Origin of the sequence: Pedobacter sp. Leaf194 (assembly GCF_001423945.1) — a bacterium.
GTDB lineage: Bacteria > Bacteroidota > Bacteroidia > Sphingobacteriales > Sphingobacteriaceae > Pedobacter.
In genome coordinates this window covers 469,463-494,992 of sequence record NZ_LMPU01000009.1, presented here as the reverse complement: position 1 = coordinate 494,992, position 25,530 = coordinate 469,463, and the positions used below count along the sequence as shown (strand labels likewise).

The 25,530-nt window shown below is 39.3% G+C and carries 34 protein-coding genes; 10 read left to right on the top strand and 24 right to left on the bottom strand.

Annotation, left to right across the window (positions count from 1 at the left end; genetic code table 11):
• Positions 1–9: 9 nt before the first annotated feature.
• Together ASG14_RS12545 and ASG14_RS12540 are read left to right on the top strand one after the other, a co-directional pair.
• Positions 10–600: a porin family protein gene (locus ASG14_RS12545; RefSeq protein ID WP_056871389.1), complete on the top strand. Its 591-nt coding sequence runs from the start codon at positions 10–12 to the stop codon at positions 598–600.
• Positions 601–672: 72 nt separating this feature from the next.
• Positions 673–948, top strand: coding sequence for a hypothetical protein (locus ASG14_RS12540; protein ID WP_056871388.1), 276 nt, complete (start codon positions 673–675; stop codon positions 946–948).
• 33 nt (positions 949–981) lie between these two features.
• Here ASG14_RS12540 and ASG14_RS12535 read toward each other — a convergent pair whose 3' ends face one another.
• The 5 genes from ASG14_RS12535 to ASG14_RS12515 all read right to left on the bottom strand — a co-directional run bounded on the left by ASG14_RS12535 (position 982) and on the right by ASG14_RS12515 (position 3,861).
• Positions 982–1,926: a YihY/virulence factor BrkB family protein gene (locus tag ASG14_RS12535; protein WP_056871387.1), complete on the bottom strand. Its 945-nt coding sequence runs from the start codon at positions 1,924–1,926 to the stop codon at positions 982–984.
• 61 nt (positions 1,927–1,987) lie between these two features.
• Positions 1,988–2,395: an META domain-containing protein gene (locus tag ASG14_RS12530; protein WP_056871386.1), complete on the bottom strand. Its 408-nt coding sequence runs from the start codon at positions 2,393–2,395 to the stop codon at positions 1,988–1,990.
• A 46-nt stretch (positions 2,396–2,441) separates the two neighbouring features.
• On the bottom strand, positions 2,442–2,654 hold the full coding sequence (locus tag ASG14_RS12525) for an alkylphosphonate utilization protein (protein WP_056871385.1): 213 nt from the start codon (positions 2,652–2,654) through the stop codon (positions 2,442–2,444).
• A 75-nt stretch (positions 2,655–2,729) separates the two neighbouring features.
• Positions 2,730–3,269: a DUF4199 domain-containing protein gene (locus tag ASG14_RS12520; protein WP_056871384.1), complete on the bottom strand. Its 540-nt coding sequence runs from the start codon at positions 3,267–3,269 to the stop codon at positions 2,730–2,732.
• A gap of 112 nt (positions 3,270–3,381) precedes the next feature.
• Positions 3,382–3,861, bottom strand: a complete 480-nt coding sequence (locus ASG14_RS12515; RefSeq protein WP_056871383.1) for a response regulator transcription factor — start codon at positions 3,859–3,861, stop codon at positions 3,382–3,384.
• Between the two features lie 153 nt (positions 3,862–4,014).
• On the opposite strand from ASG14_RS12515, the gene ASG14_RS12510 reads away from it, so the two are divergent.
• Positions 4,015–4,800 (top strand): hypothetical protein, encoded by a 786-nt coding sequence (locus tag ASG14_RS12510; RefSeq protein WP_056871382.1) that lies wholly within the window; start codon positions 4,015–4,017, stop codon positions 4,798–4,800.
• Here the strand turns inward: ASG14_RS12510 and ASG14_RS12505 are convergent, their stop codons facing one another.
• The 4 genes from ASG14_RS12505 to ASG14_RS12490 form a co-directional block, all read right to left on the bottom strand.
• A complete protein-coding gene (locus tag ASG14_RS12505; RefSeq protein WP_056871381.1) occupies positions 4,801–5,409 on the bottom strand; it encodes an alpha-ketoglutarate-dependent dioxygenase AlkB in 609 nt (202 codons plus the stop codon). It abuts the gene before it with no gap.
• Entirely contained in the window at positions 5,385–5,594 is a 210-nt protein-coding gene (locus ASG14_RS12500; protein WP_235528591.1) for an Ada metal-binding domain-containing protein, read from the bottom strand. The genes ASG14_RS12505 and ASG14_RS12500 overlap by 25 nt, the downstream gene beginning before the upstream one ends.
• A 32-nt stretch (positions 5,595–5,626) precedes the next feature.
• Positions 5,627–6,478, bottom strand: coding sequence for a methylated-DNA--[protein]-cysteine S-methyltransferase (locus tag ASG14_RS12495; protein WP_056871379.1), 852 nt, complete (start codon positions 6,476–6,478; stop codon positions 5,627–5,629).
• A gap of 118 nt (positions 6,479–6,596) precedes the next feature.
• Positions 6,597–6,893 carry a hypothetical protein gene (locus tag ASG14_RS12490; RefSeq protein WP_056871378.1) on the bottom strand — a complete coding sequence of 99 codons (297 nt, stop codon included), beginning with the start codon at positions 6,891–6,893 and terminating at the stop codon, positions 6,597–6,599.
• Positions 6,894–7,349: 456 nt separating this feature from the next.
• Here ASG14_RS12490 and ASG14_RS12485 point away from each other — a divergent pair, with 456 nt between their 5' ends.
• Positions 7,350–8,432 carry an ATP-binding protein gene (locus tag ASG14_RS12485; protein WP_056871377.1) on the top strand — a complete coding sequence of 361 codons (1,083 nt, stop codon included), beginning with the start codon at positions 7,350–7,352 and terminating at the stop codon, positions 8,430–8,432.
• 65 nt (positions 8,433–8,497) lie between these two features.
• Here ASG14_RS12485 and ASG14_RS12480 read toward each other — a convergent pair whose 3' ends face one another.
• The 5 genes from ASG14_RS12480 to ASG14_RS12460 all read right to left on the bottom strand — a co-directional run bounded on the left by ASG14_RS12480 (position 8,498) and on the right by ASG14_RS12460 (position 12,881).
• Positions 8,498–9,052 carry a DNA-3-methyladenine glycosylase I gene (locus ASG14_RS12480; protein ID WP_056871376.1) on the bottom strand — a complete coding sequence of 185 codons (555 nt, stop codon included), beginning with the start codon at positions 9,050–9,052 and terminating at the stop codon, positions 8,498–8,500.
• A gap of 42 nt (positions 9,053–9,094) precedes the next feature.
• Positions 9,095–10,012 carry an AraC family transcriptional regulator gene (locus ASG14_RS12475; protein ID WP_056871375.1) on the bottom strand — a complete coding sequence of 306 codons (918 nt, stop codon included), beginning with the start codon at positions 10,010–10,012 and terminating at the stop codon, positions 9,095–9,097.
• Between the two features lie 14 nt (positions 10,013–10,026).
• A complete protein-coding gene (locus tag ASG14_RS12470; RefSeq protein ID WP_056871374.1) occupies positions 10,027–10,923 on the bottom strand; it encodes an NAD(P)H-binding protein in 897 nt (298 codons plus the stop codon).
• A gap of 652 nt (positions 10,924–11,575) precedes the next feature.
• The gene (locus tag ASG14_RS12465) at positions 11,576–12,406 is read right to left on the bottom strand and encodes a hypothetical protein (protein ID WP_157274915.1); all 831 of its coding nucleotides are present in this window, start codon (positions 12,404–12,406) and stop codon (positions 11,576–11,578) included.
• Positions 12,407–12,413: 7 nt separating this feature from the next.
• Entirely contained in the window at positions 12,414–12,881 is a 468-nt protein-coding gene (locus tag ASG14_RS12460) for a nuclear transport factor 2 family protein (RefSeq protein ID WP_157274914.1), read from the bottom strand.
• Positions 12,882–13,102: 221 nt separating this feature from the next.
• On the opposite strand from ASG14_RS12460, the gene ASG14_RS20535 reads away from it, so the two are divergent.
• Together ASG14_RS20535 and ASG14_RS12450 are read left to right on the top strand one after the other, a co-directional pair.
• On the top strand, positions 13,103–14,218 hold the full coding sequence (locus tag ASG14_RS20535; protein ID WP_235528578.1) for a sensor histidine kinase: 1,116 nt from the start codon (positions 13,103–13,105) through the stop codon (positions 14,216–14,218).
• Positions 14,215–14,949 carry a LytTR family DNA-binding domain-containing protein gene (locus ASG14_RS12450; protein WP_056871371.1) on the top strand — a complete coding sequence of 245 codons (735 nt, stop codon included), beginning with the start codon at positions 14,215–14,217 and terminating at the stop codon, positions 14,947–14,949. The genes ASG14_RS20535 and ASG14_RS12450 overlap by 4 nt, the downstream gene beginning before the upstream one ends.
• 680 nt (positions 14,950–15,629) lie before the next feature.
• On the opposite strand, the gene ASG14_RS12445 is transcribed toward ASG14_RS12450, so the two are convergent.
• A complete protein-coding gene (locus ASG14_RS12445) occupies positions 15,630–16,730 on the bottom strand; it encodes a Fic family protein (RefSeq protein WP_056871772.1) in 1,101 nt (366 codons plus the stop codon).
• A 480-nt stretch (positions 16,731–17,210) separates the two neighbouring features.
• On the opposite strand from ASG14_RS12445, the gene ASG14_RS20275 reads away from it, so the two are divergent.
• Entirely contained in the window at positions 17,211–17,468 is a 258-nt protein-coding gene (locus ASG14_RS20275) for a zinc ribbon domain-containing protein (RefSeq protein WP_157274913.1), read from the top strand.
• A gap of 542 nt (positions 17,469–18,010) precedes the next feature.
• Here ASG14_RS20275 and ASG14_RS12440 read toward each other — a convergent pair.
• The 3 genes from ASG14_RS12440 to ASG14_RS12430 all read right to left on the bottom strand — a co-directional run bounded on the left by ASG14_RS12440 (position 18,011) and on the right by ASG14_RS12430 (position 20,275).
• Positions 18,011–18,586: a hypothetical protein gene (locus ASG14_RS12440; protein WP_056871370.1), complete on the bottom strand. Its 576-nt coding sequence runs from the start codon at positions 18,584–18,586 to the stop codon at positions 18,011–18,013.
• Between the two features lie 273 nt (positions 18,587–18,859).
• Positions 18,860–19,411: an RNA polymerase sigma factor gene (locus ASG14_RS12435; RefSeq protein ID WP_056871369.1), complete on the bottom strand. Its 552-nt coding sequence runs from the start codon at positions 19,409–19,411 to the stop codon at positions 18,860–18,862.
• Positions 19,412–19,678: 267 nt separating this feature from the next.
• A complete protein-coding gene (locus ASG14_RS12430) occupies positions 19,679–20,275 on the bottom strand; it encodes a ferritin-like domain-containing protein (protein WP_056871771.1) in 597 nt (198 codons plus the stop codon).
• Positions 20,276–20,527: 252 nt separating this feature from the next.
• Here ASG14_RS12430 and ASG14_RS12425 point away from each other — a divergent pair, with 252 nt between their 5' ends.
• Positions 20,528–21,133 carry a hypothetical protein gene (locus ASG14_RS12425; RefSeq protein WP_056871368.1) on the top strand — a complete coding sequence of 202 codons (606 nt, stop codon included), beginning with the start codon at positions 20,528–20,530 and terminating at the stop codon, positions 21,131–21,133.
• 78 nt (positions 21,134–21,211) lie between these two features.
• Positions 21,212–21,661, top strand: a complete 450-nt coding sequence (locus tag ASG14_RS12420) for a PA2169 family four-helix-bundle protein (RefSeq protein WP_056871367.1) — start codon at positions 21,212–21,214, stop codon at positions 21,659–21,661.
• 43 nt (positions 21,662–21,704) lie between these two features.
• On the opposite strand, the gene ASG14_RS12415 is transcribed toward ASG14_RS12420, so the two are convergent.
• Together ASG14_RS12415 and ASG14_RS12410 are read right to left on the bottom strand one after the other, a co-directional pair.
• Positions 21,705–21,899, bottom strand: a complete 195-nt coding sequence (locus ASG14_RS12415) for an RNA-binding protein (RefSeq protein WP_056871366.1) — start codon at positions 21,897–21,899, stop codon at positions 21,705–21,707.
• A gap of 32 nt (positions 21,900–21,931) precedes the next feature.
• Positions 21,932–22,654, bottom strand: coding sequence for an SDR family oxidoreductase (locus ASG14_RS12410; protein WP_056871365.1), 723 nt, complete (start codon positions 22,652–22,654; stop codon positions 21,932–21,934).
• 201 nt (positions 22,655–22,855) lie between these two features.
• On the opposite strand from ASG14_RS12410, the gene ASG14_RS12405 reads away from it, so the two are divergent.
• Entirely contained in the window at positions 22,856–23,104 is a 249-nt protein-coding gene (locus ASG14_RS12405; protein ID WP_056871364.1) for a hypothetical protein, read from the top strand.
• An 84-nt stretch (positions 23,105–23,188) separates the two neighbouring features.
• On the opposite strand, the gene ASG14_RS12400 is transcribed toward ASG14_RS12405, so the two are convergent.
• From ASG14_RS12400 to ASG14_RS12385, 4 genes are all read right to left on the bottom strand, one after another.
• The gene (locus tag ASG14_RS12400; RefSeq protein WP_056871363.1) at positions 23,189–23,743 is read right to left on the bottom strand and encodes a DUF4256 domain-containing protein; all 555 of its coding nucleotides are present in this window, start codon (positions 23,741–23,743) and stop codon (positions 23,189–23,191) included.
• A gap of 45 nt (positions 23,744–23,788) precedes the next feature.
• The gene (gene arr / locus ASG14_RS12395) at positions 23,789–24,217 is read right to left on the bottom strand and encodes an NAD(+)--rifampin ADP-ribosyltransferase (RefSeq protein ID WP_056871362.1); all 429 of its coding nucleotides are present in this window, start codon (positions 24,215–24,217) and stop codon (positions 23,789–23,791) included.
• Between the two features lie 204 nt (positions 24,218–24,421).
• A complete protein-coding gene (locus tag ASG14_RS12390) occupies positions 24,422–24,955 on the bottom strand; it encodes a GNAT family N-acetyltransferase (protein WP_056871361.1) in 534 nt (177 codons plus the stop codon).
• Between the two features lie 124 nt (positions 24,956–25,079).
• The gene (locus ASG14_RS12385; protein ID WP_056871360.1) at positions 25,080–25,511 is read right to left on the bottom strand and encodes a VOC family protein; all 432 of its coding nucleotides are present in this window, start codon (positions 25,509–25,511) and stop codon (positions 25,080–25,082) included.
• Positions 25,512–25,530: the final 19 nt, after the last annotated feature.

The following is a 25,530-nucleotide window of genomic DNA, read 5'->3' as shown; positions in this document are numbered from 1 at the left end:
AACACGATCATGAAATCTCTCTATCTTTCAATCGCCTGCTTGTTTGCGGGCTTTTGTGCAAGTGCACAAATTTTACCTTCATTTCAGCTTGGCGTAAAAGCTGGTGCTAACTTTTCAAAATTTGATACTGAAAATACTTTCAGTAGTGATAACAGAACAGGATTTTATGGCGGGTTGTGGGCAAGAGTAGGTGGAGCGGGTGTGTTTTTCCAGCCTGAGTTATACATTTCGGGTAAGAAAACCAATTTGGTAAGTGATGCAACCGGGCAGGTAAATCAGGTAAGGTTTACAAGTTTAGATGTGCCACTGTTAGTTGGGACTAAGTTTGGCGCTATAGGCGTTGGCTTGCGTGTTAACACCGGCCCTATGTTCTCCCTTATTTTAGATGATAAGCAAAGTTTAGGTCAGGCAACTGGTAATGTTTTTTCTGGTAATTTTAAGGATCAGGCAGTTTCCTGGCAATTCGGAGCTGGTTTAGACATTAAGAAACTTAGCATCGACGCAAGATATGAGCTTGGCCTATCAAAATTGAACAAAGATGGCTATCCGCCAACTAAATTAAACCTCTTTACAATCGGCTTAGGCTATAGAATTCTATAAAAGTAGAATTCTTTTTAGCTGGCCTTTTGAATAATAATGCTTTTAAAATACAACTAACCTAATATTTACCCTATGAACTTAAAAGAATTATTACTTAAAGGGCAAAACTTTGTTGCCTTGTTAAATCAATTCAGAATTGATGTGAATGAGTTAATTATCAAAGATGAGGAAACACTTTTTAACGACAAACCTGTAAAAAATATGGAAGTAGTTAAAGAATCTGTTTGGATAGAAGGAAAAAACAATGACGGACTCGTTAACTTATTCGGAACCTTACATTACAATCTCTTAAACAAACTTGCAGTATTTGAGATGCAGGATTACGAAAAAGTACCTGCAGTGCATTAAGTGATTCTACCAAAAAAGAGGATAATTGATTTTTCAGTTATCCTCTTTTTTATGCACATCTAATTCGCCGTCAATAGCGGTTAGCTCGTAAGCAAATGCGCCATTTTTGGGGATGATTGGTGTATCTCTGCCAACACTTAAAGCTTTAATAAATGATGCGCCAAAATAGAAAATAAGTGAGGAGTAGAAAACAAAAAGCATAATCACGATGATGGAACCCGCTGAACCGTAAATGTTACTGATGTTGCTGAGTGGCAAAAGGATTCGCAGAATAAATTTTCCGGCCGTAAATAAACACCCGGTTAGCAGTCCGCCAGAAATTGCTGCCCGCCAGGTTGGCCTGCCATTTGTTAAAAACCTGAAGAGAATGGTAAACCACGCGGTAACAATAATTACAAACACCAACTGATTGATGACAGAAGTTGCTACCAACTCAAATGAAGGCGAATTCGTTTTCAGGTACGAGCCAATTATTGCCTGAATGCTATCTGCCAGTAGCCCTATAAAAAACAGGATTCCCGCCAACAAAATAATCGTAACCGAAATTGCCCTCGACTTTAGTGTGTCCACAATACCCTTTTTATCTTGTAAACCAATATTCCAGATTTGTTCAAGAGAATTTTTAATAACGTTGAAGAGTGTTGTAGCAACAAATAAAAAGAAGACAAAGCTGAAAAGCGTAATGTACCATTCCTGATTGATGCCGCGGATATTTCTTAACGTTAGCCTTATCTGGGCAATACTTTCATCATCGAGTATGTTATTCAAGCGCTCAAAAAGGTGCGTAACCAACAACCGTCTGTCGGTGAACATCCCGAACAGCCTGATTAAGATAATGAGAATAGGAGGCAAGGCAAAATTGGTAAAAAAAGCGGTTGCACCTGCAAGTCGCAATGGGTCGTTTTTTTGAAATAAATTGAACGCTTTTCTCAGAGTTGAGAAAAAAAACTTTAAATCCCGCGTTAATTTTAGATACATTGTTCTTGCTTAAAAGGCCGAAAATAACAAAAAATTGGTTCTGTAGAAGCCTTCGTAAATGTTAATTTGTTGAATTCACTTTTTTAAAAACCAGTAGCGTTTGTTCACCTTTAAATAGTTTTAACTGACCATCAACCAGTTTGGCATTATCCGTTTCATTTAATGCAGTTAGGAAAGCATTTTCTTCTGAGGCTGTTTCCTGACACATCATTTTTGTGCCGTATATATTCTTTAGCGATACTTTTCCGTCACTCATCTCCGCTTTTCCGCCGTAGTTGTTGCAGAAAGATTTCCCTGTCACATTCAAACTATCGCCAAAATTTAACGTTGCTTTAGCATTTTCAGGGAGCGTTTTGCCGGTTAGTTCAGTCAGTTCCCAGGTTGTATTTTTCAATTTTGCAGGGTCAAGCTTTTCCAGACAAGAGCTTAAGAGGCATATCAGGAAACAAAATATTAATAATTTTTTCATAGGTTTTGATTTCGCAGATTGCTACAAAAACCACTCCAATAAATATCTAGTTTTTCTTCTTCAAAAATTCAGTTTTCAACACCAGAATGGTACCGTTCACTTTTCCTTCTATGGCCTTAGGATCATCAGTTAAGCGAATATTTTTCACCGCCGTTCCTTGCTTAATATCCGAAGCCATTCCTTTAACTTTTAGGGTTTTGATTGTGGTAACCGAATCTCCCTCGTTTAGGATGTTGCCGTTGCTGTCTTTAGTATCCATGATTAAAATTTTCGGCGAAGTTAGAATTATTAATCAATAGATTACTTTAAGTGGCTTCCAATCTCTGAAATAGAGTTATTCTGCCATTAAGCGTGGTTCAGCTTTCGTCCTTTTAAAAATTAAAGCACAAATAACAGAAACAATTAAGCCAACAGGCAGGATTTCCATGTAAGTAAAGAGAATGACTAAAACCGGACTCTTGTACATTTCCCTATAATCATTCATTTCTTTAACTTTTACAGCCATTTCTGTTGCGGTTGCTCCTGCTTTTTTAGCTTCTGCAAGGGCATGGGCGGTATATTTATCCATAAAATCAGGCACAAATAAATAGTAGTCGATTAACCACACCGCAACATACATAGTCGATGCTATTAAGCTGATGTATAAGCCAATCTGAAATGCTTTCCCGAAAGATATTACGCCATTATTATGTTTATCGCGATAGCTTTTTACCGCGACAAATATAAAGGAAAACGCGAGCAGCATGGACGCATAACCGATAATCATGCTGCCTTCAAAATTTGCGTTCTTGTAGCAGTTAGTGATTGAGAACAACATTAAAGCGGAAACCACAACACCTGCAATTAACCCGAATACGATAACAATTCTTTTCATTTTATTTTTTTTTAAGTTTCGAGGAACAATTTCCAGGAAACATTTTATTCATCGTTCATACTTTCGGGTGATTTTTAAAAAAGGTCTGATTTACATGCTTTAGGGTGATTTTTTACTTGATTATATTGAGGCGCTTAGCCATTTCCACAGCCTGTGTTCTGCGTTTAACTTCCATTTTTTCGAACAGTTTTGAACTATGCGTCTTCACCGTATTCACTGAAACGAATAACTGAGCGGCTATTTCCTGGTTACTTAAACCGGTTGCCATTAGGTTTAAAACTTCCAGTTCGCGTTTACTTAAATTGAGTTTCGCCAGTTCGTGCTGGTTAACGGTGAAGTTTTCGGGTTTCTCCACATAGATTTCCTTTTCGACAACGACGGTTTTAATTTTGGGTTTGGTGAGCCTTAAAGCCAGCCAGATGCCAAGGCCGGTAAAAATTAAGGCAATTATTCCTGCATATATTTCGAAAGCATGGCTCATTATTATAAACCGGAGTTCCAACCATTTCAATAAAAACAATAACACGGCCAATGAAATACCGTAAAGGATTACATTTTTGTTTTTAGTTACAAAGTTTGATTTAAGTAGCATTAAGTTTTCCCAGGTCAAAAATAGCAAAAATCGTAGTTATTAAATTACTGGCCCCAACCGCTATTATGTTTTCTTTAATGAGATAAATTTATTTCAATTATAAAAAGGTAAATAAAGATGATAAATTAGCAAATAAAAAAACAAAGCCCATTTATGAGAACATCTTTAATAGCACTTTTCTTATCGGTAGCATTATTTTCATGCAAGCAGGAAAAAATCGAGAAAACATATAAGCCAAGAGCGTTAGCAGCCGGAGAAAGTTTCAATGATTTTCCAAAAGATAAAGGTGACGCATTAAAAATTGCTAAAGTTGATTCGGGTAGAAAGGAAGGCGACCTGTTTGTTTTAAAATTTAGAGATACCGCAATTCTGATTCAGGACGATCAAAGGCCTTTAGCTAATAAATTTTACCAGCCAAAGTTTTTAAACAGCCAGAAAACGGCCGCACTTATCCAGGTAGCAGATAGCTCGGGTTTGGTTTCGCCATTTTACATTGTTTCGCTTAAAAACGAAAAACCCGAAGTTATCAAGTTGGATAGGCCATCAAACGGTGCAAACGATCGAAAAATAACTGTCGGTTTGCAGGAATTAAGCCTTAGCACCATTTTAGTAAATAACGATTACATCATTACACTTATAAATGGTAAGGTTTACCCTTTAAAGAGACAGAACGAAGCGGAGCGAATTCAAGGACAATTTTTATTTAGCTCGGGCGATAGGAAGACGCTCATTTTCGCAACTGCGAAGTCGCTATACCAGATAAATTACATTACGGGCGAAACTGTGAACCTTACGGCGCCTGCCTCAATATTAGACCCAGCAACCGTAGCAACGAATGTTCAACAGAATTATCATTTTAAAGAGAATGCTAAAGGAAGTTTGTTTTTAGAAAAAAATGACGACAATAAAATTGTTGATATTAGCGAATTTAGAAAGTAGTTAGCCAAGCATTGTTCTAAACGTTAAGTTTATTCGTGGGCGGCTTACCTTTTTAGTTGGCGGAAGTCGATGCAACCAATTGGTTTGGGTTTCATCAGCCATGATTAATAAGCTGCCATGCTCTAAAAAGGTGCCAATCGTTTCTTTGGTTTGCTTGTGCTTGAAAAGAAATTTTCTCTCAGCACCGAAACTCATTGATGCAATTGCAGAATTTTTGGCCAATGCTTTTTCATCATCGCTGTGATAGGCCATGCCTTCATCACCACTGTGGTATAAATTTAACAGGCACGAGTTAAACATTGTGCCAGTTTTTTTCTCTGCTATGCTCTTTAATTCCAGCAGCTCAGCTGTCCAGGGAAGCGCCGTTTTCGACGACCTTGAATAGGTATATGAGTAATTTTCATCTCCGTACCAGGCTACTTTTCTTTTGGTAATTATATGTTTGCCCATAATAAAAGCTTCGTCATTCTTCCATTCAATAGTATTCAAAAGCACTTCGAAATAACGGTTTGCTTCTGTTTCAGAAAACAATTTTCCATAATATTTAACCGTTCCGCCATGTGGCAGCAGATTGGTGTCTTCATTTATCGCTTTGCTAAACAAATCCATCTTTTATACTTCTGTTTTAAACAATTTCCGCAAGGCCGGAATCCATGTGCAATAGCGTCGCTTTCTGTTGCGAAGAACACCCGGTTTTCCATTTTCATTCGCTTTCCGGATTTACAATTTAAATTGCCGTAAATTTTTAAGCGCCTATTACCTGCGAAACAAATCTTTTTATTTTTTACCTGCATTTTCAGCAACCCTGATGATAGTTCCGTGTGTTTTACCATGCCGGCTGCGGATTGGCTTTTGCTGCTTCCCAGCCGATTATAGCTGTTTTTCTATCGGTACCCCAATGGTAGCCGCCCAATGCACCACTAGACTGAATTACCCGGTGACAGGGAATTAAAAATGCAACCGGGTTGTCGCCGATGGCTGTCCCCACCGCTCTTGCAGCATTCGGGTTTGCTAAATTTTTCGCAATTGCCCCATAGGTTGATAGTTGCCCCATGGGGATTTTTAGCAAACTTTCCCAAACTTTTATTTGAAAATCAGTTCCTTTTAAATGCAGCTTTATTTGCCGGAGTTTGGTCCAATCATGGTTAAAAATGAACAACGCATTTTGCTGTTCTAAATCTGCTAACTGCGTGTAAATGGCTTCCGGAAATTTGTTTTGCAGCGTTTGCAGCGCCGTATTTTCATCCTCATAAAAAGATATATCACAAATTCCCTTCGATGTAGATGCGACAAGGATGTTCCCGAACGGACTTTGGGCAAAACTGTAATTTATGCTAAGGTTTTTGCCACCATTTTTGTATTCGCCGGGCGTCATCCCTTCAATATTAATGAATAAATCGTGCAGACGGCTTGAACCAGACAAACCTGTCTCCAGGGCGGTGCTAAACAAGCTATGATTGTTTTTAAGTAACTGTCTTGCGTGGCCAATACTCACATATTGCAAAAAACGTTTTGGACTTGTGCCCGCCCATTCGCTAAAGAGTTTTTGGAAATGAAACGGACTAAGATTTACCTTTTTGGCAATTTCTTCCAAACTTGGCTGACTTTTAAAATTAGCCCGAATGTATTTTATCGCTTCGGCAATTCTATTGAAGTTGAGCTCATCCTGTGCTTTCATAATGTTTTGAATTATTAATATACAAAAGTACTTTTAGAATACGCTCCTTACCACCCGAAACTTGCTGAATATCGCCAAACTTCATCTTTTGTCTGCCAAACTTGAGAGATTGAAAATTTCAATTAATTAATAGAAATTTAAGAACCAGATGCGCCCATTCTTCGTCTAAAGATATTTCAGGTCGGGTTTGCTGTGCCCTGCGATACCAATAATCAGCATTCCAGATATCGCCTTCCTTGCGGTGGAGATAGGCATGAATATGTGCTGAGCCCACATCATTTAATTGGTCAACTTCCTCATGTGCTTTTTGCCAATCGCCCTTGCCATCGAACCAAAGCGCTCGCAAGTGAATAGAAAAGTCATCATAAGGAGTATCATTTTTTAGTGTTTCTTTAAATTCTGTTAAAGTTTTCATTAAATTTTTTCTCTGGTTAATGCTTCAAATACTTGGAAAATGAATGAATTGTATGGTCATAAGTCGACTAAAATCAAAAAGGTTGTTAACATTAAACTTAACAAAATCTTGTGTTTTCATTTAGCAATAGCAAAAATATAAAGCGATTTTAAAATAGTAATTAAGAAATGCCTGAATTTTATAAAGTACGTTCTAAAGGGCTTAAAACATTTCTTATTTTGTGAACGAGGTTTATGTTTTTACGGTTTTAGCAATAATTTATAGTGGCCATTTCCGGCCTTCTGAAAACAATTGATACCCGAATCTGTTCTTCTATCGATTAAACTGCACTCAAAACCAAAAATCATCACCAGTATTGCATGCTAGTCTCACCCACTAATTGTGCATTTATCCATGATGTTATTGAACCATGGATTTATTATACACATAGTGAAATAATTAAGCTATATTTTGGTAATGAAAGAACACACTAAGCAAATCTCAGAATTAACAAGTTTAAACGAAGAACTCGAGAACTATTTCCGCAATACGATAATTCCACAACTTTTTGTTGATGGCAACCTCAATCTTCGGAAGTTTACGCCTCCCGCAATGAAACAGTTCAATCTGACAGCGGGTGACATTGGGAGGCCGATAAGTGAGATAAAGGAAAACCTTCGTTTTCCGTCGATATTGGAAAATATAAATGCCGTTATTGAAACTGGTGATATTCTCGAAAAAGAAATTCAGACGGTAGATTTTCGTTGGTATCAGATGAACATTCTGCCTTACATTACCAGAAATGATGGGAACACCAATGGCGTTATCATTACTTTCGTTGAAATTACCGCTAGAATTAAAGATCTAAAAGAGCAGGAAAAGCTGATCGCTGAACATGAGTTACTTTTAGATACCATCTCTCACGACATAAAGACGCCGCTAACAGGTTTAGGCCTAACGCTGGAATTGCTGAAACTCTTGCCCGAGAAAGGTATGGACAGATTTCCGGTGTTGATGCAAAATGCCGAGAAAAGTCTGGTTAAAATGAGAGATATTATCTATGAACTTACCGATACGAGGATTAAGGAGCATAAATACCAGGCCGTAGAAGAGTTGCTGAATTTTGAGCACATATTTGAGGACATACGACTTACCCTGGCTCCACAAATTTTGGAAAGCGGGGCACAAATCAGTACAAAAATTGAAGTTTCTGAAATTACGTACGTCCGGCGGAAGCTGAGAAGCATTGTTTACAATCTTGTTAACAATGCTATTAAGTATAAAAGCCCTGATCGCAAGCCCAAAATCTCTATTAAAACATATATTGAAAACGACCATATTTGCCTGTCAGTTGAGGATAATGGAATCGGAATTGAAGATAAAAACCTCGATAAAATTTTTACCAAGTACCAGCGTGTTGAAAATCTAACCGAGGGAAATGGTTTAGGCCTTTATCTGATAAAGGAAATAATTAATCGATCTGGTGGCCAGATTTTCGTAGACAGTAAGCTTGGCGCAGGCACAACGTTCAGGATTTTACTGAAAAAGAAATCTCCATAAATGCTGCCAGATAAATAATTTTTTGTTTTTGATAAAATCTGTGCCGTGTGGAATGCTTTTGCAACTTATTTCTTCAGTAGCCACATTGGCTTATGTTTCTCAATTTTCTTATTTATCGGGCAGTTTTCGTCGTGGCAACCCGGCAAATACCCAATGCTCATTAAAAATTCGTTAACAATTTCTCCGCCCGTAAATTTAAATGTCTTCTTAAATATCTTTATCCATTCTTCCTTAGTTTTTGGATGCTGAAACTCGAGCCAGCGCTCAAAAGAACCTAAGTCTTTTTGCAGTGTTAAAATGGTCCTGGCGTTTTCTATTGCAGCATTAACTTTTAAACGGTTCCTTATAATGCCCGGGTCATTTAACAACCTTTCCCGAGCGGTTTCGTCATAAGCAGCCACCTTTTGGATGTTAAAATTATCATATGCTATCCTGAAAGATTTCTCCTTTTTTAAAATGGTTTCCCAACTTAGCCCGGCTTGATTAATTTCCATAACCAACCGCCCAAAAAGCTCATTATCATCATGAATCGGAAAGCCATAATGATTATCATGGTAGTTTTTGTGCAAAGCCTTTCGTTCTTCAGGCTGCATGTGGTCGATGGCACTGCAATAAGACATATTTGTTTTTATAAATGAAGCATTAAAGTACGCGAAACTTTTTTAATTAAAAGAAGCCCTAAAAGCCAGTGGAGAAAAATTGGTTTTCGTTTTAAATAATTTGCTGAACGATTGCGGATGTTCAAACCCTAGTTGATAGGCAATTTCGCTAACCGATAAATCTGTAACGGATAGTTTTTCTTTAGCCATGTTTATCAATTTCTCATGAATGTGCTGCTGTGTACTCTGACCAGTTAATACTTTTAGAAGGCTACTGAGGTAATTAGGCGACATGTTTAGCGCATTAGCTATAAACTGTACCGATGGCAAGCCTTTATTTTCCAAAGCATCGTTTTCAAAGTAGCCCGCTAAAATAGCTTCCAGTTTGTTAAGTACCGAATGGTTGGTAATTTTCCTGGTTAAAAACTGGCGGTGGTAATACCTGTCGGAATAGGTAAGGAGCAATTCCAGTTGTGCAAGCATCACATTCTGGCTAAACCTATCAATGTTGGAATGGTATTCGTGCTGAATGTTCTGCATAATGGCAGCAATGGTATTTTCCTCTTTGTCAGAAAGAAAAAGTGCTTCATGAACTGTGTAATGAAAAAATTCACTTTGTTTAAAAAGCTTAGCTAAAGGCGTGTTCCACAAAAAATCAGGATGAACGAGTAACATCCATCCCGAATGATTTATTGCTGCTTGTTTTTCTACTTCGATGCTGAAAATCTGGCCTGGTGAAATGAAAAACATAATGCCCTCATCAAAATCGTATTCCTGTTGCCCATAGCTGATTTTTGCATTAAAATTTCTTTTCAGGGCAATGGAGTAAAAATCAAATACAAGATTATTTTTGCCCTGAGGCATTTTTTTGATGTCGGCCAGATTGATTACACTAATCAGCGGATGGTCCGGTTTTGGTAGACCCCGGAAATTGTGAAGTTCGCTAATGGTTTTAAATTTATGAAACTGAACGCCTGCCATATTCAAATATAATGTTATTGATTGAAGGCTGCTGCAAATTCTTTTGCGTAATCTTTCATTTTAACTTTGCCCATTTCAGCAGGCTTATTCTTATAATAGTCTTCTGCTAATAAACCACTATGGAGTGCGCCGTACATTTCTACCAAGCCTGCAGCAATTTCCGGGTTCATGCCAATCGAAATCAAGGCATTGAGTGTATCTTCGTCAGACACTAAGATCCATTGTAAATCTGGTTTCCCAATGGCTTCACCCAAAATTTTTGCCGTCTCATCGCCAGACAAATCTTCGCTGGCTACAGAACGTGCTTTTCGACCAGTTGAGGTTGAGGTTAATTCTGCGGCAACAGCGCTCGCGATATCGATAGGAGAGACCCAGGGAATTACCTCTTTTCCACCGTAATTTGCGGCTATTATTCCTTGCGATTTTATCATTGGGATATAACTGAGAAGATTATAGTAAAACGAGTTAGGGCGCATGTGCGTAATGGAAATCTCCTCCGGCAAGGCATTCAAAATCTCTTCTACCTGATGAGCGCCTTTTAAGATTCCATTGCCTTCGGCTAAATTTCCTCCGATGGTACTTAAATTAACCACTTTTTTAACACCGGCTGCTTCGATGGCTGTGGCATAATTTTTTCCTAAACCGGTATAATAGGCAAGAAGATCTAAATTTTGGTCGAAATAATTTCCTGGGGGAACCATTGTATACACTGCATCGGCACCGGCAAAAGTATTTTTTAGAAACTCAACATCATGCAAATCACCAATTGCGGGGGTAGCGCCAAGGTCTTCAATTTCTTGCTTCCTTGCCGGGTTACTGCTGATCACAATTACCTCATTGCCATTTGCAACTAAATCGCTCGTTAATGGTTTACTTATATTCCCTAACGAACCTGTTATAATAACTTTCATATTCCTTTGATTAATTATTCAAAGTTGTGAATTATGAAAATACATTTTGAAGCCAAATTTACTGTCTTTGTAGCCAAATTCTAGAACACTATACGTGCTTTTGTGACTTCCAAAGTTGGTTGGTATAATCTTTATGGCGATGAAGGCATCATTTGAAGTTAAGTAACCGCTTTTAACGATTTACTCAAAAATTTGGGAGCCGTTACTGGACAAATTTCGAACTTTTTCTTGTCTGATTTGCAGGAATTGGCGAAAGTTGCAAATTATTTTAAAATTTAAAAGTAGCATACTGGACAATTTTCGAACTCAAAATCAAGCCATTTGACATGTTCAAGGAGAGACATTTTTGAAGAAACTGCCACTCAACTTGGCAACTTGCTGTAGAGTCAATCCGCGAAAAATCGAACTTTTATGAACATTATGAAGCGATAGTAAATTTTGAAAAAGTGTTGAAGAATAAAATTTAGGGACAGTACAGGAAAAAGAAATTATTGTAAGTGTTTTATGGATTGGGATAATGGCAAGCTATAGTAGGACTCCACAGTTATTTAGCGAAAAACAGAATCCAACATTGATACGCAATTTGCCGTACTTAAGCTAAATTAGTGTGATACAGGTTCGAGCCAAATCATGTGCACGATTAAGTGCCGAACTACTGCCTGATCAACCAGGGGGTGGTACCTTTCGGACCGTACCATGGAAATGTGCTTAATGCAGTTGATATGCGAGCAGCAGAAAACTCATAGGCGTCAACATACAATATTTTCCCATCGGCGGAGAGCACACCATAATACGGGATATGCGTTATCAGTGGTGCTGCTACATCGGGGTTAACGCCGGAAAATATGATCCGTGAGCCATCCTGTATGTAATTTTGGGCATAGTTCGTAGGTGGATCAAACGCTGCAAGTATAAATTTGCCGTTCTGAAAGTAATTGGTTGTACCTGTTGCCAAAAAACGGATCACGTTGACATCCGGGAACCATTCAGGATGATCGGGCTGCGCCCAATTACCAACAATGCTGGGTGCATCTTTAGGAAATAATTTCATATCGACCATGGAGATAATGGGCGACATTCCGCCCGTGATCCTAGACTTGTCAGCAGAGATCGTATACACCTGCGGCGAATTGAATTGCTCATCCCCGGGCAGGTCAAAATGAATGGTGACCGTTGTCTGCCCCTGGGGGTTCTCTTCCACTTTGGTGATCTTTCCATGAACATCGCCCCGGTGCCATACGCTTAGCGTCAGGTGCGACCAGGCCGTCACATCGTTTCCTTCACCGAACCTTAAGGATAGTGGCCTTGGAAAATAATGATTACCGACATTCGCAAGGCCGGTGTATTCTGTATTTGAAAAACTGTACAGGCCCTTTGTATCCTTGTCCGGATCTTTCTGCGTGTTATCTTTTTTACATCCCGCGCTGATCAGCAACGTACTTAGGATCATCGTTGTAAAAATGAATTGAATAACTTTTTTCATGATATGGTTAAGGTTTATTATTTGTGCTGACAGGGAATAAAGCCTCATCTACTTGCGTACCCTGGCCTGCCACCCGGCACCAGTTGCCCGAAGTCTTATGATATACTTCCAGCCGGCGGACCTTGATATTCAGATCACTGCCATTGACAACGATATTTACATTGATCAGCAGGTTGACCACAGCGGTGGTGCCATCATAGATCCGGATGAACTCATTACCGGGTACGGGACTGACCGACTTAAATACCAGTTTCTCCTTTTTTTGTGCCTCGATCCATTGCTGACGGGTGAAAGAAATATCCCCTTTAGGACCAACAGCGATCATATCCGTGCAATCCAAGTTTGTGCCAGGGCCCTGGCTACGCAAGAGTTGTCTAATCTCCTGTCGTTCTTTAGCGTAACTGCTGGTATCGATCTGGGCCGATGCGCCGAGCGCTACCACCAATAAAAGAATTAATGTTGATAGTGATTTCATGGTGATCTTTTTCCTCAAATCTACCGGCATGGATCATACAAAATGAGAAAAGTAGACTAACCCACCCATGTCGGAAACAGACAAAGGTTTCCCATCTACCAGATCATTTCGTCGTCGATGAAATGATCTGGTAGACATCATGGCGAGGTTGGTCGAATAAGTGTCAGTTCGTGCCGTCCCGCGCAAATTGATACGTATCTTAGCTGGTGATCAACGACAGCATGAAGAAATTACCATTCATTTACGCCAACGAACCTAAATGGAGGCTTTCGCGCCACATGGCGTTCTGGTCTCTTTGGTTCATTTTCCAACTGTTACTTTATTCCTTTTCGCCTTCGCCTGTACTGCAAAAACAACCTTTCTTACATCGACTGGCCATCACTTTACCGGAAACACTGGTTTATATGATCCCAAGCATCTTCCTTGCTTACACACTGATGTATCTGATCATCCCGAAGCAGGTAATACCCGGTCATTATTTGTTGGCAGCTTTTTGCTCGGTTGTACTCATCATTTTAACGGCTGTTTTATCTGCTGCGTTGTCCATGACCATTGTCGATCATTTACGGCATCTTCAGGCCGATAAGTTATCACCGAGGGTCGCGGGTGAGCCGCATCCTGCTTTGTATATCCAGTTAGGCACGGCAATTCTGGCCGGTTTGCGGGGAAGTATCACGGTGGGCGGCGTAGCGGCTGCCATTAAACTGATGAAATGCTTTTATGAAAAGCAACAGGCTGCGCTGCTGCTGGAAAAAGAGAAGGCCAATGCTGAACTGCAAATGCTGAAAGCCCAGCTGCACCCGCATTTTCTGTTCAATACTTTGAATAATATTTACTCGTTCACCCAGGAGGTTTCAGAAAAAGCTTCAGGGATGATCATGGGCTTATCCCAATTACTCCGCTACATTTTATACGATTGCAGCAAGCCATTGGTACCGCTTGATAAAGAGTTTAAAATGATCAGGGACTATATTGAACTCGAATCGACCCGTTACGATAATAGCTTAGATATATCGCTGCAACTACCCAACGCAGATAGCCATTTGATCGCTCCGCTAATCTTACTGCCTTTTATTGAGAACTCGTTTAAGCATGGGGCAAGCCAAATGACAGAACATCCCTGGATCAGCCTACATATAACTATTCATAGTGATGCACTATCGATGAAGCTGATCAACGGCAAACCAGAGACGGTCAAGGTAACAACGCCGGGTATCGGCATCGAGAACGTGCGCAAACGCCTCCAATTACTTTATCCCGATCAGCATAAGCTGACCATTAACGTTGAGGAGGAAATGTATATCGTTGATCTGGAACTTGATCTCATAAAAAAATGAAGACTCTCAAAACCTACAACTGCCTCATCGTTGATGATGAACCTCCAGCAAGGGAGATAATGCGGCGCTACATTGCTCAGGTGCCGATGCTGACGCTGGCGGGTGAGTGTGGTAATGCTTTACAGGCCATTACGGCTCTTAAGCAGCAGCAGATCGATATCCTGTTTCTGGATATCCAGATGCCGCAGATCAGCGGATTAGATCTGATAGGTACACTAGTCAACCCGCCAATGATCATATTGACCACCGCTTTCGAGCAATATGCTGTTAAGGCATTCGAATTAGATGTCACGGATTACCTGGTCAAACCGATCCGTTTTGAGCGGTTCCTGAAGGCTGTAATGAAAGCATTGCCAGAACAAATGTTGCCTTCAGAAACACAAACTGCGGCCATTGTAAACGACAGCGCAGCCCCTGCTTTTCTTTATTTCCGGGCCGATCGGAAAATGGTGAAAGTCCAGCTTGATGATATCCTTTACATAGAGAGCCTGAAGGACTATGTCAGGATACACACCACGAAGGGACCTCTCATGACCAAATATGCCATGGCTTCCCTTGAAGCCATGCTTCCCGCTGCTTCATTTATCAGGGTGCATCGATCATATCTTGTAGCACTCACTAAGATCGATTCTTATACCACAGAAGACATCTATATTTTAAATAAGATCATACCGATTGGGAAAATGTATCAGTTACAAGTGATAGCGTCATTAAGAAAAGCGAACGGATAACATTTCGAAGTTCATAGTAACTATTTCTCGTATTCTTTCCTATCATTCCAAAAGAAAGTTCTAAACAGTATCCAATTTAGACCCGAGGCAGCCTAATTGGGCATTTCGGCAAAAATGGCCGCCCGTTCCGCATTTAAGGTGTCACCCCATTCCGCTTTAAAGTTGACCACCTGTTCCGGGGCAAACTGGCCGTTTTGATCTTTCGATCAACTTTTTCACGACTTGCTTTTTGGTATATTCTTTTAGTTTCTGCGTCAAATAATCGCTCCTGGGAGCATATCAGCAAATCAGAGTGGACTACGGTCGCTTTGCTATTTTTGAAGGGATTACAGCGTTTTTTAAGCGTTGCGGTTCCTCCGCAATGGATTTTGATCTTTAGAAAAGTCTAAATTGGGGATAAATCGGGCAGGGAGATGAACTAAACCGAAAAGTCTTGAGGAAAATGGATTTGGATCCGAAGTGTATATTTGCTCAAAAGGAAAGGAACTAGATGCGCATCATCCGGTAATCAAATTGGTGGCCAGTTTGGCCTGAAACAGAGGGGTCACTTTCAGGTTCTTCCCCACAGTAGGCCTTACTGGACAGATTTCGAACTTTTTCCTGTCCGATTTCCAGGAATTAGCAAAAGTTGCTAGTTATTTAAAATGTTAACTGTATAGTCAATATGGTTTCCTTGCACATTAAACATTTAGAATATAACTTGTGCTTCTTCCACCAGCAGCTTCTTTTAATAAAAGCCCTTTTTCCACTAGTGTAGAAATATCTCTTCCAGCAGTATCTTGAGAACATTTTGTGATTTTTGCCCATTTTGAGGAATTAAGTTTTCCTTCAAAGCCATCTAATAGCTTGTTAAGCATAAGCCTCTGTCGATCATTAATGTTTGCGGTTGCAGTATTTTCCCAATATTTTGCCTTTTGCATCACCTTGGCTAATGTCTGGTCCGTGTTGGATAATGCTCGATCATAGCAGACAAGAAACCATTTTAACCATTCAGTAATATCAAGATTACCTTTTTGAGTTTTCTCAACCATGCTATAATAAGTGTTTCTTTCAACTCTTATTTGAGCAGACATGCTGTAGAATCGTTGTGTGCTTTCATCTGCCCTGCCAAGTTGCATATCTGTAATAGCCCTTGCAATACGGCCATTTCCATCATCAAATGGGTGGATTGTCAAAAACCATAAATGAGCTATTCCTGCTTTTAAAACTGGATCAAAATCACTTAAAGAATTGAACCAAGTTAGAAAATGCTTCATTTCTTGCTCTAGTAGTTCGGCGTCGGGTGCCTGATAGTGCACTGTTTCCCTTCCCATAGCACCGGAAATTACCTGCATAGGATCATCTTTGGAATTATTCCTCCAACTACCTACTACAATTTTATACATACCACTTCTGCCTGTTGGGAAGAGTGCTGCATGCCATCCAAACAATCGCTCGTCACTTAAGTCTAAGTTATGGCGTTGGGTCGCGTCCAACATCATTTCAACTACACCATCGACATTTCTGTCTGAGGGAACAAGTCCGGCGACTTCCATTCCTAAGCGTCTTGCAATAGATGAACGTACTTGGTCTGGGTTAAGTATTTCCCCTTCAATCTCACTCGACTTCAGAACATCTAGAGTAAGTGTTTGTAAGGTAGCTTCTTTTTTTAAGCTGAAACCGAGCCCCTCCATTTTGCCTAATAACCGACCCTGCTTATACCGTACCGCCGTAAGTAATTTCGAGAGTTCCCGATCATTCCAAGTAAAGTTAGGCCACCCCTTATATTGATGTATGTACATTCTATTCTCCGCGCTGTATGCGGTAAATATAACATGTTTTCTCCGCATAATCAAATACGATCTAACGATGAAATGCGGAGATTAAGTAGATTAATCTCCGCAGGTTTAGGATTTTTTATTATTAAGTGGATAAACCAGGATAGATTGACCCCATTCCACCAGAAATGAATCTAGTGTAAATTATTGGTGGTGTTTGTGTTAGAGTTTGGCGGAAATGGGTCAATTGGAATGGTATTTCCAATATATACCCCTTCTAGTAAAACAAGATAAATATAAAATACAGGTGTTATCAGATGATACAGGTAATTCGTGATTTATTGTAAATATGGAGATTTCGCTAGAGGTGATCAATTGATTTCGGAATTTAAGGTTAGTCTCTTTCGGTCTAAACTGACCAGTTCAACAAATTGATAATTAATATTCTACAAATGAGTCATGTGTTTCTTAGGCTGGTAAACCCGCTACGAAAATACCTGGTCAATGGAGCCGAAATCTCCAGCCATGGATGTTTTGAACGGTAGAAACAAACCAAAAAAGACGACTATATCTTCTCCAGATGCGCTTCCCTTACGTGGCTTTCTGATATGCCCAAATTGTGGCTACATGCTCTCAGGTAGTGCTTCAAAAGGTTACAGCAAGCACTATCACTATTACCATTGCTTTTCGGAATGTGGGGTGAGATATAACGCGGAAAAAGTCAATAGGCTTTTTGCGGAGGAGTTAAGAAATATTCTATAGATCCAATGTTGCATGAGGCATATGTTATGATTTTGAGACAGGTTTAACAAGCTTTTTCAAGTGAAGATAATAGTGAATAGTCAAATGTAAAAAACCAGTTGGAGGAGTTTAACAATAGACTTTCTAAGCTAGAGACAAAATGCTCAATGATGTAATTCTTGATTTCGAGTACAGGAAAATAAAATCAGACTATGAAAGAAATACCCTTATTCTTGAAAATAGACTCATCGATTTATCCAGGGGAAAAGAGAATATCGTTGAGTTAATCGGAAAAGCGACTGGGTTGCTCAAAAACTTCATGAAACATATATAGAGACAGATTCTGAAGGAAAAAGGCGATTAATCAGTTCGATCTATCCCCAAAACTCACTTTTGACGGAGCACAACATCGAACTGTTCGAATGAATGAGGCTGTAGGCGTTCTAGGTACTTGGAAGGCTGTTTTGAGGAAAAAAAAAGAGGCAAACCAGACAAAAATTTGATTTGTCCACTATGGTAGCTGTCGCTGATCTCCGAACGGAGCGTGTACAGAATTTAAATTACTAATTAACGGGTATGCTGATGAAATAACCATCGCCATCCTTTTTCACCAAAAGCTCTAAATATTCATCAAATTCGACAAGGTTTGGCAACTCATCCTTCAAAAAAGTTGTGAAGATCTCGATATCTGTATCTTGATTTAAAACTACTTCTAATGTTTCGGGAGTTTTCCAGCTTGCAGTTTTAATTTCGGGATAAACACCTGCTAAAATATCGTTAAAAGAATTTCTGCTGCCCGGATTTGGTAAATGTTGTGCGATGACGCTTAAATAGGGCTTTAGCGCTTTACCTTTTGCAACCCAGTCATTGCCACGTTTAAATACACGACCAAGATATTTGCCTTGAAGACGTACCGCGAATGAACCGCCAACACGCTCAAGCTTAAGCGAAGCATCGCCTTGTTTTGATGGTAAACTAAACTTGTAGCGCTCCAAGTCAATCCCGATTTCTCCCGGATATAAAACTGTTTTGGGCTTGCGGAGCCTTTTGAAAATTATCCAGGATAGCGTAACGACTAATGTTCCACCGATAAAAATTTCTGCGGTTTTAATGTCCCGCTTTGATAAAAAACCATTCATTAAGCTAAAATCAATTTCTGTATGTAGTTTTATATATTTTGTCTGAAAACCTACCGAATACTGATAGCAATCAAGCTAACACTATTATCAGCTTTGTGTTCAGTTTGTAAAACCGATTTTTAAAGTCCGTTAGGCAATACTGGCGAAATTTCTGGCTGCTTTGCAACCTGTTCTATTTCTTAGTAATAAACGAGCTTAAGGCCACAAAAGTTTTTTTTAAACCGATTTATACGACTAACGAATGAAAATTGATCTAACCATTCGTATATTCTGCTAGCTCAAAAATGGTGACTGAAAATCTTTACTCTTTTCCCCATCGTTTAACTTATAAATTTTCAGAATTTTTTTGAGCATCTCCCGGGCCATATGTATTCTGGTTTTAACCGTTCCTAATGGCAAACCCGTTGCATCAGCGATTTCCTGATACTTGTATCCTTCAAAATATCTAACAAATGGCACTCTGTAAATGTCTGGAAGCATATCCAATGCCTTGCCAATGTCTTTAATTACAAAGCTGCCCTCTGCAAGGTTCGCGGTTGCCGAATTTGATAGCTGACTAGAAGTAATTTCATCCGTTTGGCAAACGTGGTCTCGCTTGTATTTTTCTTTGCGAAAAGTGTTGAGAAAAGTATTTCTTAAAATTGTGTAGAGCCAGCCTTTTAAATTTGTGCCGTCGCGGTATGATTCTCTAAAACGAATTGCCTTAATTAATGTATCCTGCACCAGGTCTGCTGCGTCACTTTCATCTTTGGTAAATCGTATGGCATGATTTAATAGTGCCACCGAGTGGTCATTTAGGGATTTGTTGAATTCTGATTCAGTCATATTGAGTAAGGATGATACTGTTCATAATTTATCAGATTCGCATGCAGTTTGGTATTACAGTACTACACTGCAGCTCCAATATTTTTCGCAGCAACATTAACGCCCGAAATTTTTAAATTGCTTATTAAATGAACTAAGAACTAATTGTATTTTTTTGATTACAGTTGCCTTGCAAGCTACACGTCAAACTGCGAGATTGCCTTTAAAAGCGGAAAAACGCTGGTTAAATGCAAAGAGCCCTGTAAACAGAGCTCTTCGTATTTATTTTTATTCTTGTGCAGCGGCCTGGTTAACGAAGTTCACTGAACATTCTGTTAATGCAACGTCAGTCGCTTTTTCGTTTTCAAGTGTTTGTCCAAGCAATTCAGCAACATCTGTGTGGCCCATGTTTTCTGCGAAAACCTTCAATGTTCCATAGGTTGCAATTTCGTAATGCTCCACTTTTTGAGCAGCAAGAATTAAACCTGCATCGCGTACCATTGTGCCCGAATCTGTATCTTCGATAATACCATTAGCTTCTTCTAAAAGTCCTTCCATTGCATCACATTTTTTCGCAGATGCTTTTTCATCAAGAAGTGCAAATACCTGCTCAAGTGTATCGATGTGTGTTTGGGTTTCCTGGGTATGTTTCTCGAAAGCTGCTGCAAGCTCTGGGCTGGTGGCTGCTTTTTGCATTTTAGGTAATGCTTTTACCAAATGTTTCTCAGCCCAATAAATATCTTTAAGTTCATCTATAAAGAATTCGTGAAATTCAGAATCCTCCATTTTTCCTGAAGCAGATTTTGAAGATTTTTTTGGCGCTGCTTTAGTTGAGCCAGTTGTTTTGGCCGAACTTGTCGTTTTGCTTTTTGTTGTAGTTGCCATAATTATGTTTTTTATAGAATGTTTATACACAACCAAGAACTTCTTCAAAATGTTTAGTAAACGCCTGCCGAATTTATACTCATTTTTTTGCGGTAAATACAGTACAAGAACCATACAATACGGTTTTCTAGCCTCCAACCGGCATTGGCGATGATTGTTTAAACTTCTTAAATTTCGGCGGGTTATAGAAGTGTTACAATCCGGCAGGTAATTCCAATAAGTAATCAGAGGTTAAACTAAATACAAAATTTTATGGAAGAAGATAATCAATCGGGTCATGTGCCAGCACAGGTAACTGGCAGTAAAATGGATGCTGTGGATGAAAGAACCGCCACAACCGAAGAGGAGGCTGAGCTTTTATTTAACCGGGCGGCGATTCGTTTAAGAAACGTAAATGAATGGGAGGCCTACGCAGGCATTTCAGGCTTTAAACTTACTGATGCAAACGGAGCAATATTAGATCGGCAGGCAGAAATCGGCGATTTTATTCGTATAGACATACCCGGGCCGGGCACGAAAGCGGGTGAAGGTTACGATTGGGTTAAAATCACTTCAATTAAGTCATCCGGCGAGAACGGAGAACAAATATTATCGATGACCGTTCACCCCACACAAAATCCGCTCACTGAAGAAGAGGATACGGCGCACTTTTTGAAAGATGGCGCAAGTTCTACCTTTATTGTTCGCAAAAAGGGATTGGTTGTTTATGCAGAAGAACATGGCAGAAATGAGGAGCCGAATACCGACGAGGGCAATGTATATGATAAGGCCAGGAATTTCGTTGTTGGCATGGCGGCTAAAGCAGGATTTTCTTATCCGCAATGGAAAAGCCTTGTTAAAGGTTTATTGGCCGATTAGTTTTCATCAACGTAGGTTGTATAAAATTCAAAACAATTAGCTGATGCGATTCGTTTGTGTTTTAAACCTATTGAAATTATGGAAAATAATAATGAAATCATCTCAGATTTAAAAGGACTAATCTCTATCGTTAACGACGGAAAAGAAGGCTACCAATCTGCAAGCGAAACAACTGAAAATTTAGAGTTGAAAGCAATATTTTTAAAATATGCTGCAGAGCGTAAAGCATACGAATTAGAACTTAAAGCGCATTTAGCAAGCCATGGCGGAGAGTCGGATAACAGTGAAGGTGGCATCCTTGGTGCTATTCACAGAACATGGATCGACATTAAAGAAGCTTTGAGCAGCAAAGAAGATCAAGCAATTCTTGGTGCTATTGAAACTGGCGAGGCTGCCGCAGTTGAAAAATACGACGCGGTGCTTAACGACCCAAAAACACATGCAGACCATCTTGATTTGTTAAATAAACAAAGAGATGGAATACAAAATGCACTTACGGAGATTAAATCTCTTAAAGCAAGCGCATAAACAGATAAGTCTCGGTTTTTAGCCGAGACTTATTTTTTTGTTCTTAGTTATCTTTTGGTTCAGCCTGATTAGCCACTTCTACGTTACGGCTGAGTGTTTTAAACCTGACGCCGTTTTCCTGAGCTACCGTAATCGTTTCGTGTCCGTTTTTGCTAATATTCAGATCACTTATTTTACCTGCTTTTTCCTTGTGGGTACCGCCAATAACCATGCATTGGTCGCCATTTTTAACTGCCATAGTTCCCTTTTATTGTTAACATTGCTTTTCTTCTAAGGATTCATCATTTTGAAATAAGCCGAAATGGCATCGTTATTTGCTTTTGCCCTCGGCTCGCTGGTTCCAAATGTAAGTTCATTTTTTCCCTCTAGCAACTGATTAAATATAGACTCAATAAAATCGCTTACCGGCGGATATTCATTGTGCAGACCAGTTCCGCCCAACTCGGTATTCAATGCAGGTGGTATTATTTCAATAACCTCTACATTTTCATTTTTTAATTGATGTCTGAGTGAAAGTGTAAATGACCGCAGAAAAGCCTTCGTTGCGCAATAAACAGGTACTCTTGATAGCGGCGCAAAAGCCAGTCCGGAGCTTACATTCATTATCGTGTCCAGACTTTTCAGTTTCAAAAACAGGTTTGTCAAATGTATCGGAGCCAAAACGTTAATTTCCACCTCGTTTTTTGCTTTATCATAGAGGTCGTTATCACGTACATCTACCCAATTTTGAATTCCCGCATTGTTCACTAAAACATTTAAATCGGGATGATGCTCTTCAATCCAGCTGAAAAGGTCCAAGCGTTCTTTTGCATTGGCCAAATCGCAAACTCTGGTTGTAACCGAGGGAAAAGTATTGCGCACTTCTTCAAGCGCAGACGTTCTCCGGCCGCAAATGATTACGGTATTATTTTCTTTTAAGAATCTTTCTGTCAACCCTAAGCCAATTCCGGTAGCGCCTCCGGTTATTAAAATTTTATTACCTGCTATTTTCATGTTTCTAGTTTTAATACTACAAATTTAACGCTCAAAAAATGAAGTTGATGGTGAGTAGTTAAGTATTTTAGCGCAGTAACTGCAGATAGTTATACGGCTACAACTAAATACACTTAATATTGACATTTATTCGGGTAAAAAGGGTGTTTTTACGGTTTCAGTTGGGCTAAATCTAAACTAAATTTGTACAAACCTTACAACATGAAAAATCAATCCTATCTTAAATCGTTGCAAAATTTAATACATAGGGCAGAAATGCTAACCGCTTATGAGCCTGAAAATTTTGAAGAAATTTTTAATGTGCTGAGGAATTTCCCTCAATTGCAAACCACTAGAACCGCTTTACTCATTAATAACTTACCAACAGAAAAAAACTGGCTCAACATTAAGTACAACATCATCGACGATATGGTTACTAAAGTTGGCGACTTCATTAAGCCAAATGCATAGCATCCATAAGGTTAACGCAAATGCCTTGGTTTCATTTTCGTTGCCGCAAACGCTAAGTTTCAACAGCAGTTTTCATATTTTTATTTACACCCTCAACAAGCCACGAAATCCTCTGGCGGCGTAATAAGATTCTGCACCATTGTGGTAAATAAATACCTGGTTATAACGTCTGTCGCCAAAAAGTGCACCGCCCAAAGCCCTAATATTTGGCGGACTCAAAATCCAGCTCGAGGTTTTTGTATCAAAAGCTCCAAATTCTTGCAGGTAACGATAATTTTTTTCGTCCAGCAGTTCTATGCCCATTTCGCCTGCCACATCAATTACATTATTTTTCGGCTTATTTTCCTTTCTTGATTCAAGCGCTTTGCCATCGTAGCAAAAGCTTCGCCGGTTTTTGGGGCTTTCCACAGCACAATCAAAAAAGACAAATTCATTTGTCGCGGCGTCGTAATCTAGAATGTCGGGTTCTCCTCCGGTAATTTCCATTTCATTAAGAGACCATAACTTATCGTTGTTAATTTTAAGCTTTGTTTCCACGTCATTCCACGCCACATCCTTATGGCGGTTCATGTTTTGCTCAAATCTTAACTTCAAAATATTAGTCAAATTTTCCTGCTGCTCTGCTGTTAATTTTTTCATTCGTTACCTTTATTAATGTTTGCGCTTACAACTTCAATTCAATGTTTAATCCTCTATCGCTTCAATGCCTGATGCTTTTAGCTTTTCTAAATGCTCCTTCATTTGTTTTAGCTGTTCAGGCGAGTGTCCTTCCCATTTAAGCAATTCGCCAACAACCCTAATTGCGTGTTTGCTGCGGTATGATTTTGTTGGGTTTCCTGGAAATTTCTTATCCGTTAAGTTTGGGTCATCTTCGATAAAACCAGTTGGTTCAACAATGTAAATTCGACCGGTTGCACTGCCAGAAGCCAGTTCTGCACCCCATGTGGCCGCATCAATCGTTTCCGTAAGGTAAACAGATTTGGCATTTTTATTTGTGCCATAATTTGAATTAAATCCCGGCACAATGGCATCACCAATCTTTAAATCTGCTTTGGTTCCGTGGTAGAATATCCGCGTTTGGCGCTCAGCATCATTTGCAGTTTTTGATTCCATATTATTGTTATTAAAGCTTTTAAACCATAAATTTAATAAAAGGGCAATTAAAAGCTAACTCTTTTTAAACGACTGTTTCGATATCCATCGCGTTAAATTGAACCGGTAATTCCCTTTGTTTCCTTTTGGTTTAGTGTTGCAATGGCGTCTTCGATGTTTCTTGCATAAGGCTTTAGTCTTCGAATTACCTATTTAGAACTACAACTATTCGCTACTGGTCTTTAATGAAAGTTTCATCATGATATCGGTTTGTTCATCATTTCCCAACCTAAAAATATGTTTATCGAAGGCGACAAAACCATTTTTCTTGTAAAAGCTTATTGCTCTTGGATTTTCTTCCCATACACCCAACCAAACGTAATCTGCATTTCTACTCTTCGCAATTTCAATGGCCTTATTGTATAAAAGTTGACCAACATTTTTTCCATGAAACGATTTAAGAACATAGATTCTTTCAATCTCCACCGCATTCTTGAGTTTCAGCTCTGTTTGGGAGTTGCCGTAATTAATTTTAAGATAGCCAATGGTTTCATTTTGCAGTGTCGCAAAATAAAATTCCGAATTTTGATTATCCAGCTCAGCGCTTAACTTTTCCTGAGCAAAGCCAGATTCAAGGTAGGCGTTCATATCTTCCGCTGCATTCGTTCCCGAAAAAGTTTCTGAAAACGTTTGTTTTCCAATGCTTTGCAGCGCTTCAACATCCTCCGAAGCAATTTTTACAATTTGGATATTTTCCATCTCTCTATGTGTGCATTTATGTAAGTTTATAACTGCTCAAAATAGGCCAGTTATAAAACTAAATTAAAATAAAGTCTGCTTAAATTTTTAACGAAATTTACACAAGCAAAAAAACTTTCAGCCTCTAAGCCTGGCTTTCACTTGCAAAGTCAATCATCCATTCAATGCCGAATTTATCTCTAAACATCGCAAAATAAGACCCCCACGGACTATCAGCCAGTGGCATTTCAATATTTCCGCCTGCTGAGAGTGCTTTGTAAAGTTGCTCTGCCTCTTCGCGGCTCTCTGCGCTGACCGATATTTTCGACCTGTTTTCATTTTCGTCCACGCGGCCCATTGCCTCTGGGACATCGTTTCCCATTAGTGTGTTTGCGCCAATTGACAGGGCGATGTGCATAATTTTGTTGGCATCGTTTTCCGCTACCGGAAAGTCATTTGTAGCCAAGTCTTTCAGGCGAATAATTCTTGTGAAATCGCCACCGAAAGCTGCTTTGTAGAAATTAAATGCTTCTTCGGCATTGCCGTTAAAGTTAATGTGTGGATTAATAAGTGCCATGATTCTGTTTTTATTTGGT

What these genes read in the sequence shown, in the direction of transcription:
- ASG14_RS12445 (WP_056871772.1), bottom strand. Translation starts at nt 16,730, where the DNA reads ATGTACATACATCAATATAAGGGGTGGCCTAACTTTACTTGGAATGAT.
- ASG14_RS12410 (WP_056871365.1), bottom strand. Translation starts at nt 22,654, where the DNA reads ATGAAAATAGCAGGTAATAAAATTTTAATAACCGGAGGCGCTACCGGA.
- ASG14_RS12400 (WP_056871363.1), bottom strand. Translation starts at nt 23,743, where the DNA reads ATGAAAAAATTAACAGCAGAGCAGCAGGAAAATTTGACTAATATTTTG.
- ASG14_RS12520 (WP_056871384.1), bottom strand. Translation starts at nt 3,269, where the DNA reads ATGAAAAGAATTGTTATCGTATTCGGGTTAATTGCAGGTGTTGTGGTT.
- ASG14_RS12500 (WP_235528591.1), bottom strand. Translation starts at nt 5,594, where the DNA reads ATGCAGGTAAAAAATAAAAAGATTTGTTTCGCAGGTAATAGGCGCTTA.
- ASG14_RS12485 (WP_056871377.1), top strand. Translation starts at nt 7,350, where the DNA reads ATGAAAGAACACACTAAGCAAATCTCAGAATTAACAAGTTTAAACGAA.
- ASG14_RS12505 (WP_056871381.1), bottom strand. Translation starts at nt 5,409, where the DNA reads ATGGATTTGTTTAGCAAAGCGATAAATGAAGACACCAATCTGCTGCCA.
- ASG14_RS12515 (WP_056871383.1), bottom strand. Translation starts at nt 3,861, where the DNA reads ATGCTACTTAAATCAAACTTTGTAACTAAAAACAAAAATGTAATCCTT.
- ASG14_RS12540 (WP_056871388.1), top strand. Translation starts at nt 673, where the DNA reads ATGAACTTAAAAGAATTATTACTTAAAGGGCAAAACTTTGTTGCCTTG.
- ASG14_RS12510 (WP_056871382.1), top strand. Translation starts at nt 4,015, where the DNA reads ATGAGAACATCTTTAATAGCACTTTTCTTATCGGTAGCATTATTTTCA.
- arr (WP_056871362.1), bottom strand. Translation starts at nt 24,217, where the DNA reads ATGGAATCAAAAACTGCAAATGATGCTGAGCGCCAAACGCGGATATTC.
- ASG14_RS12430 (WP_056871771.1), bottom strand. Translation starts at nt 20,275, where the DNA reads ATGGCAACTACAACAAAAAGCAAAACGACAAGTTCGGCCAAAACAACT.
- ASG14_RS20275 (WP_157274913.1), top strand. Translation starts at nt 17,211, where the DNA reads ATGGAGCCGAAATCTCCAGCCATGGATGTTTTGAACGGTAGAAACAAA.
- ASG14_RS12435 (WP_056871369.1), bottom strand. Translation starts at nt 19,411, where the DNA reads ATGACTGAATCAGAATTCAACAAATCCCTAAATGACCACTCGGTGGCA.
- ASG14_RS12425 (WP_056871368.1), top strand. Translation starts at nt 20,528, where the DNA reads ATGGAAGAAGATAATCAATCGGGTCATGTGCCAGCACAGGTAACTGGC.
- ASG14_RS12420 (WP_056871367.1), top strand. Translation starts at nt 21,212, where the DNA reads ATGGAAAATAATAATGAAATCATCTCAGATTTAAAAGGACTAATCTCT.
- ASG14_RS12470 (WP_056871374.1), bottom strand. Translation starts at nt 10,923, where the DNA reads ATGAAAGTTATTATAACAGGTTCGTTAGGGAATATAAGTAAACCATTA.
- ASG14_RS12480 (WP_056871376.1), bottom strand. Translation starts at nt 9,052, where the DNA reads ATGTCTTATTGCAGTGCCATCGACCACATGCAGCCTGAAGAACGAAAG.
- ASG14_RS12415 (WP_056871366.1), bottom strand. Translation starts at nt 21,899, where the DNA reads ATGGCAGTTAAAAATGGCGACCAATGCATGGTTATTGGCGGTACCCAC.
- ASG14_RS12535 (WP_056871387.1), bottom strand. Translation starts at nt 1,926, where the DNA reads ATGTATCTAAAATTAACGCGGGATTTAAAGTTTTTTTTCTCAACTCTG.
- ASG14_RS12385 (WP_056871360.1), bottom strand. Translation starts at nt 25,511, where the DNA reads ATGGCACTTATTAATCCACACATTAACTTTAACGGCAATGCCGAAGAA.
- ASG14_RS12490 (WP_056871378.1), bottom strand. Translation starts at nt 6,893, where the DNA reads ATGAAAACTTTAACAGAATTTAAAGAAACACTAAAAAATGATACTCCT.
- ASG14_RS12440 (WP_056871370.1), bottom strand. Translation starts at nt 18,586, where the DNA reads ATGAATGGTTTTTTATCAAAGCGGGACATTAAAACCGCAGAAATTTTT.
- ASG14_RS12495 (WP_056871379.1), bottom strand. Translation starts at nt 6,478, where the DNA reads ATGAAAGCACAGGATGAGCTCAACTTCAATAGAATTGCCGAAGCGATA.
- ASG14_RS12475 (WP_056871375.1), bottom strand. Translation starts at nt 10,012, where the DNA reads ATGGCAGGCGTTCAGTTTCATAAATTTAAAACCATTAGCGAACTTCAC.
- ASG14_RS12405 (WP_056871364.1), top strand. Translation starts at nt 22,856, where the DNA reads ATGAAAAATCAATCCTATCTTAAATCGTTGCAAAATTTAATACATAGG.
- ASG14_RS12450 (WP_056871371.1), top strand. Translation starts at nt 14,215, where the DNA reads ATGAAGACTCTCAAAACCTACAACTGCCTCATCGTTGATGATGAACCT.
- ASG14_RS12460 (WP_157274914.1), bottom strand. Translation starts at nt 12,881, where the DNA reads ATGAAATCACTATCAACATTAATTCTTTTATTGGTGGTAGCGCTCGGC.
- ASG14_RS12465 (WP_157274915.1), bottom strand. Translation starts at nt 12,406, where the DNA reads ATGAAAAAAGTTATTCAATTCATTTTTACAACGATGATCCTAAGTACG.
- ASG14_RS12530 (WP_056871386.1), bottom strand. Translation starts at nt 2,395, where the DNA reads ATGAAAAAATTATTAATATTTTGTTTCCTGATATGCCTCTTAAGCTCT.
- ASG14_RS12390 (WP_056871361.1), bottom strand. Translation starts at nt 24,955, where the DNA reads ATGGAAAATATCCAAATTGTAAAAATTGCTTCGGAGGATGTTGAAGCG.
- ASG14_RS12545 (WP_056871389.1), top strand. Translation starts at nt 10, where the DNA reads ATGAAATCTCTCTATCTTTCAATCGCCTGCTTGTTTGCGGGCTTTTGT.
- ASG14_RS12525 (WP_056871385.1), bottom strand. Translation starts at nt 2,654, where the DNA reads ATGGATACTAAAGACAGCAACGGCAACATCCTAAACGAGGGAGATTCG.
- ASG14_RS20535 (WP_235528578.1), top strand. Translation starts at nt 13,103, where the DNA reads ATGAAGAAATTACCATTCATTTACGCCAACGAACCTAAATGGAGGCTT.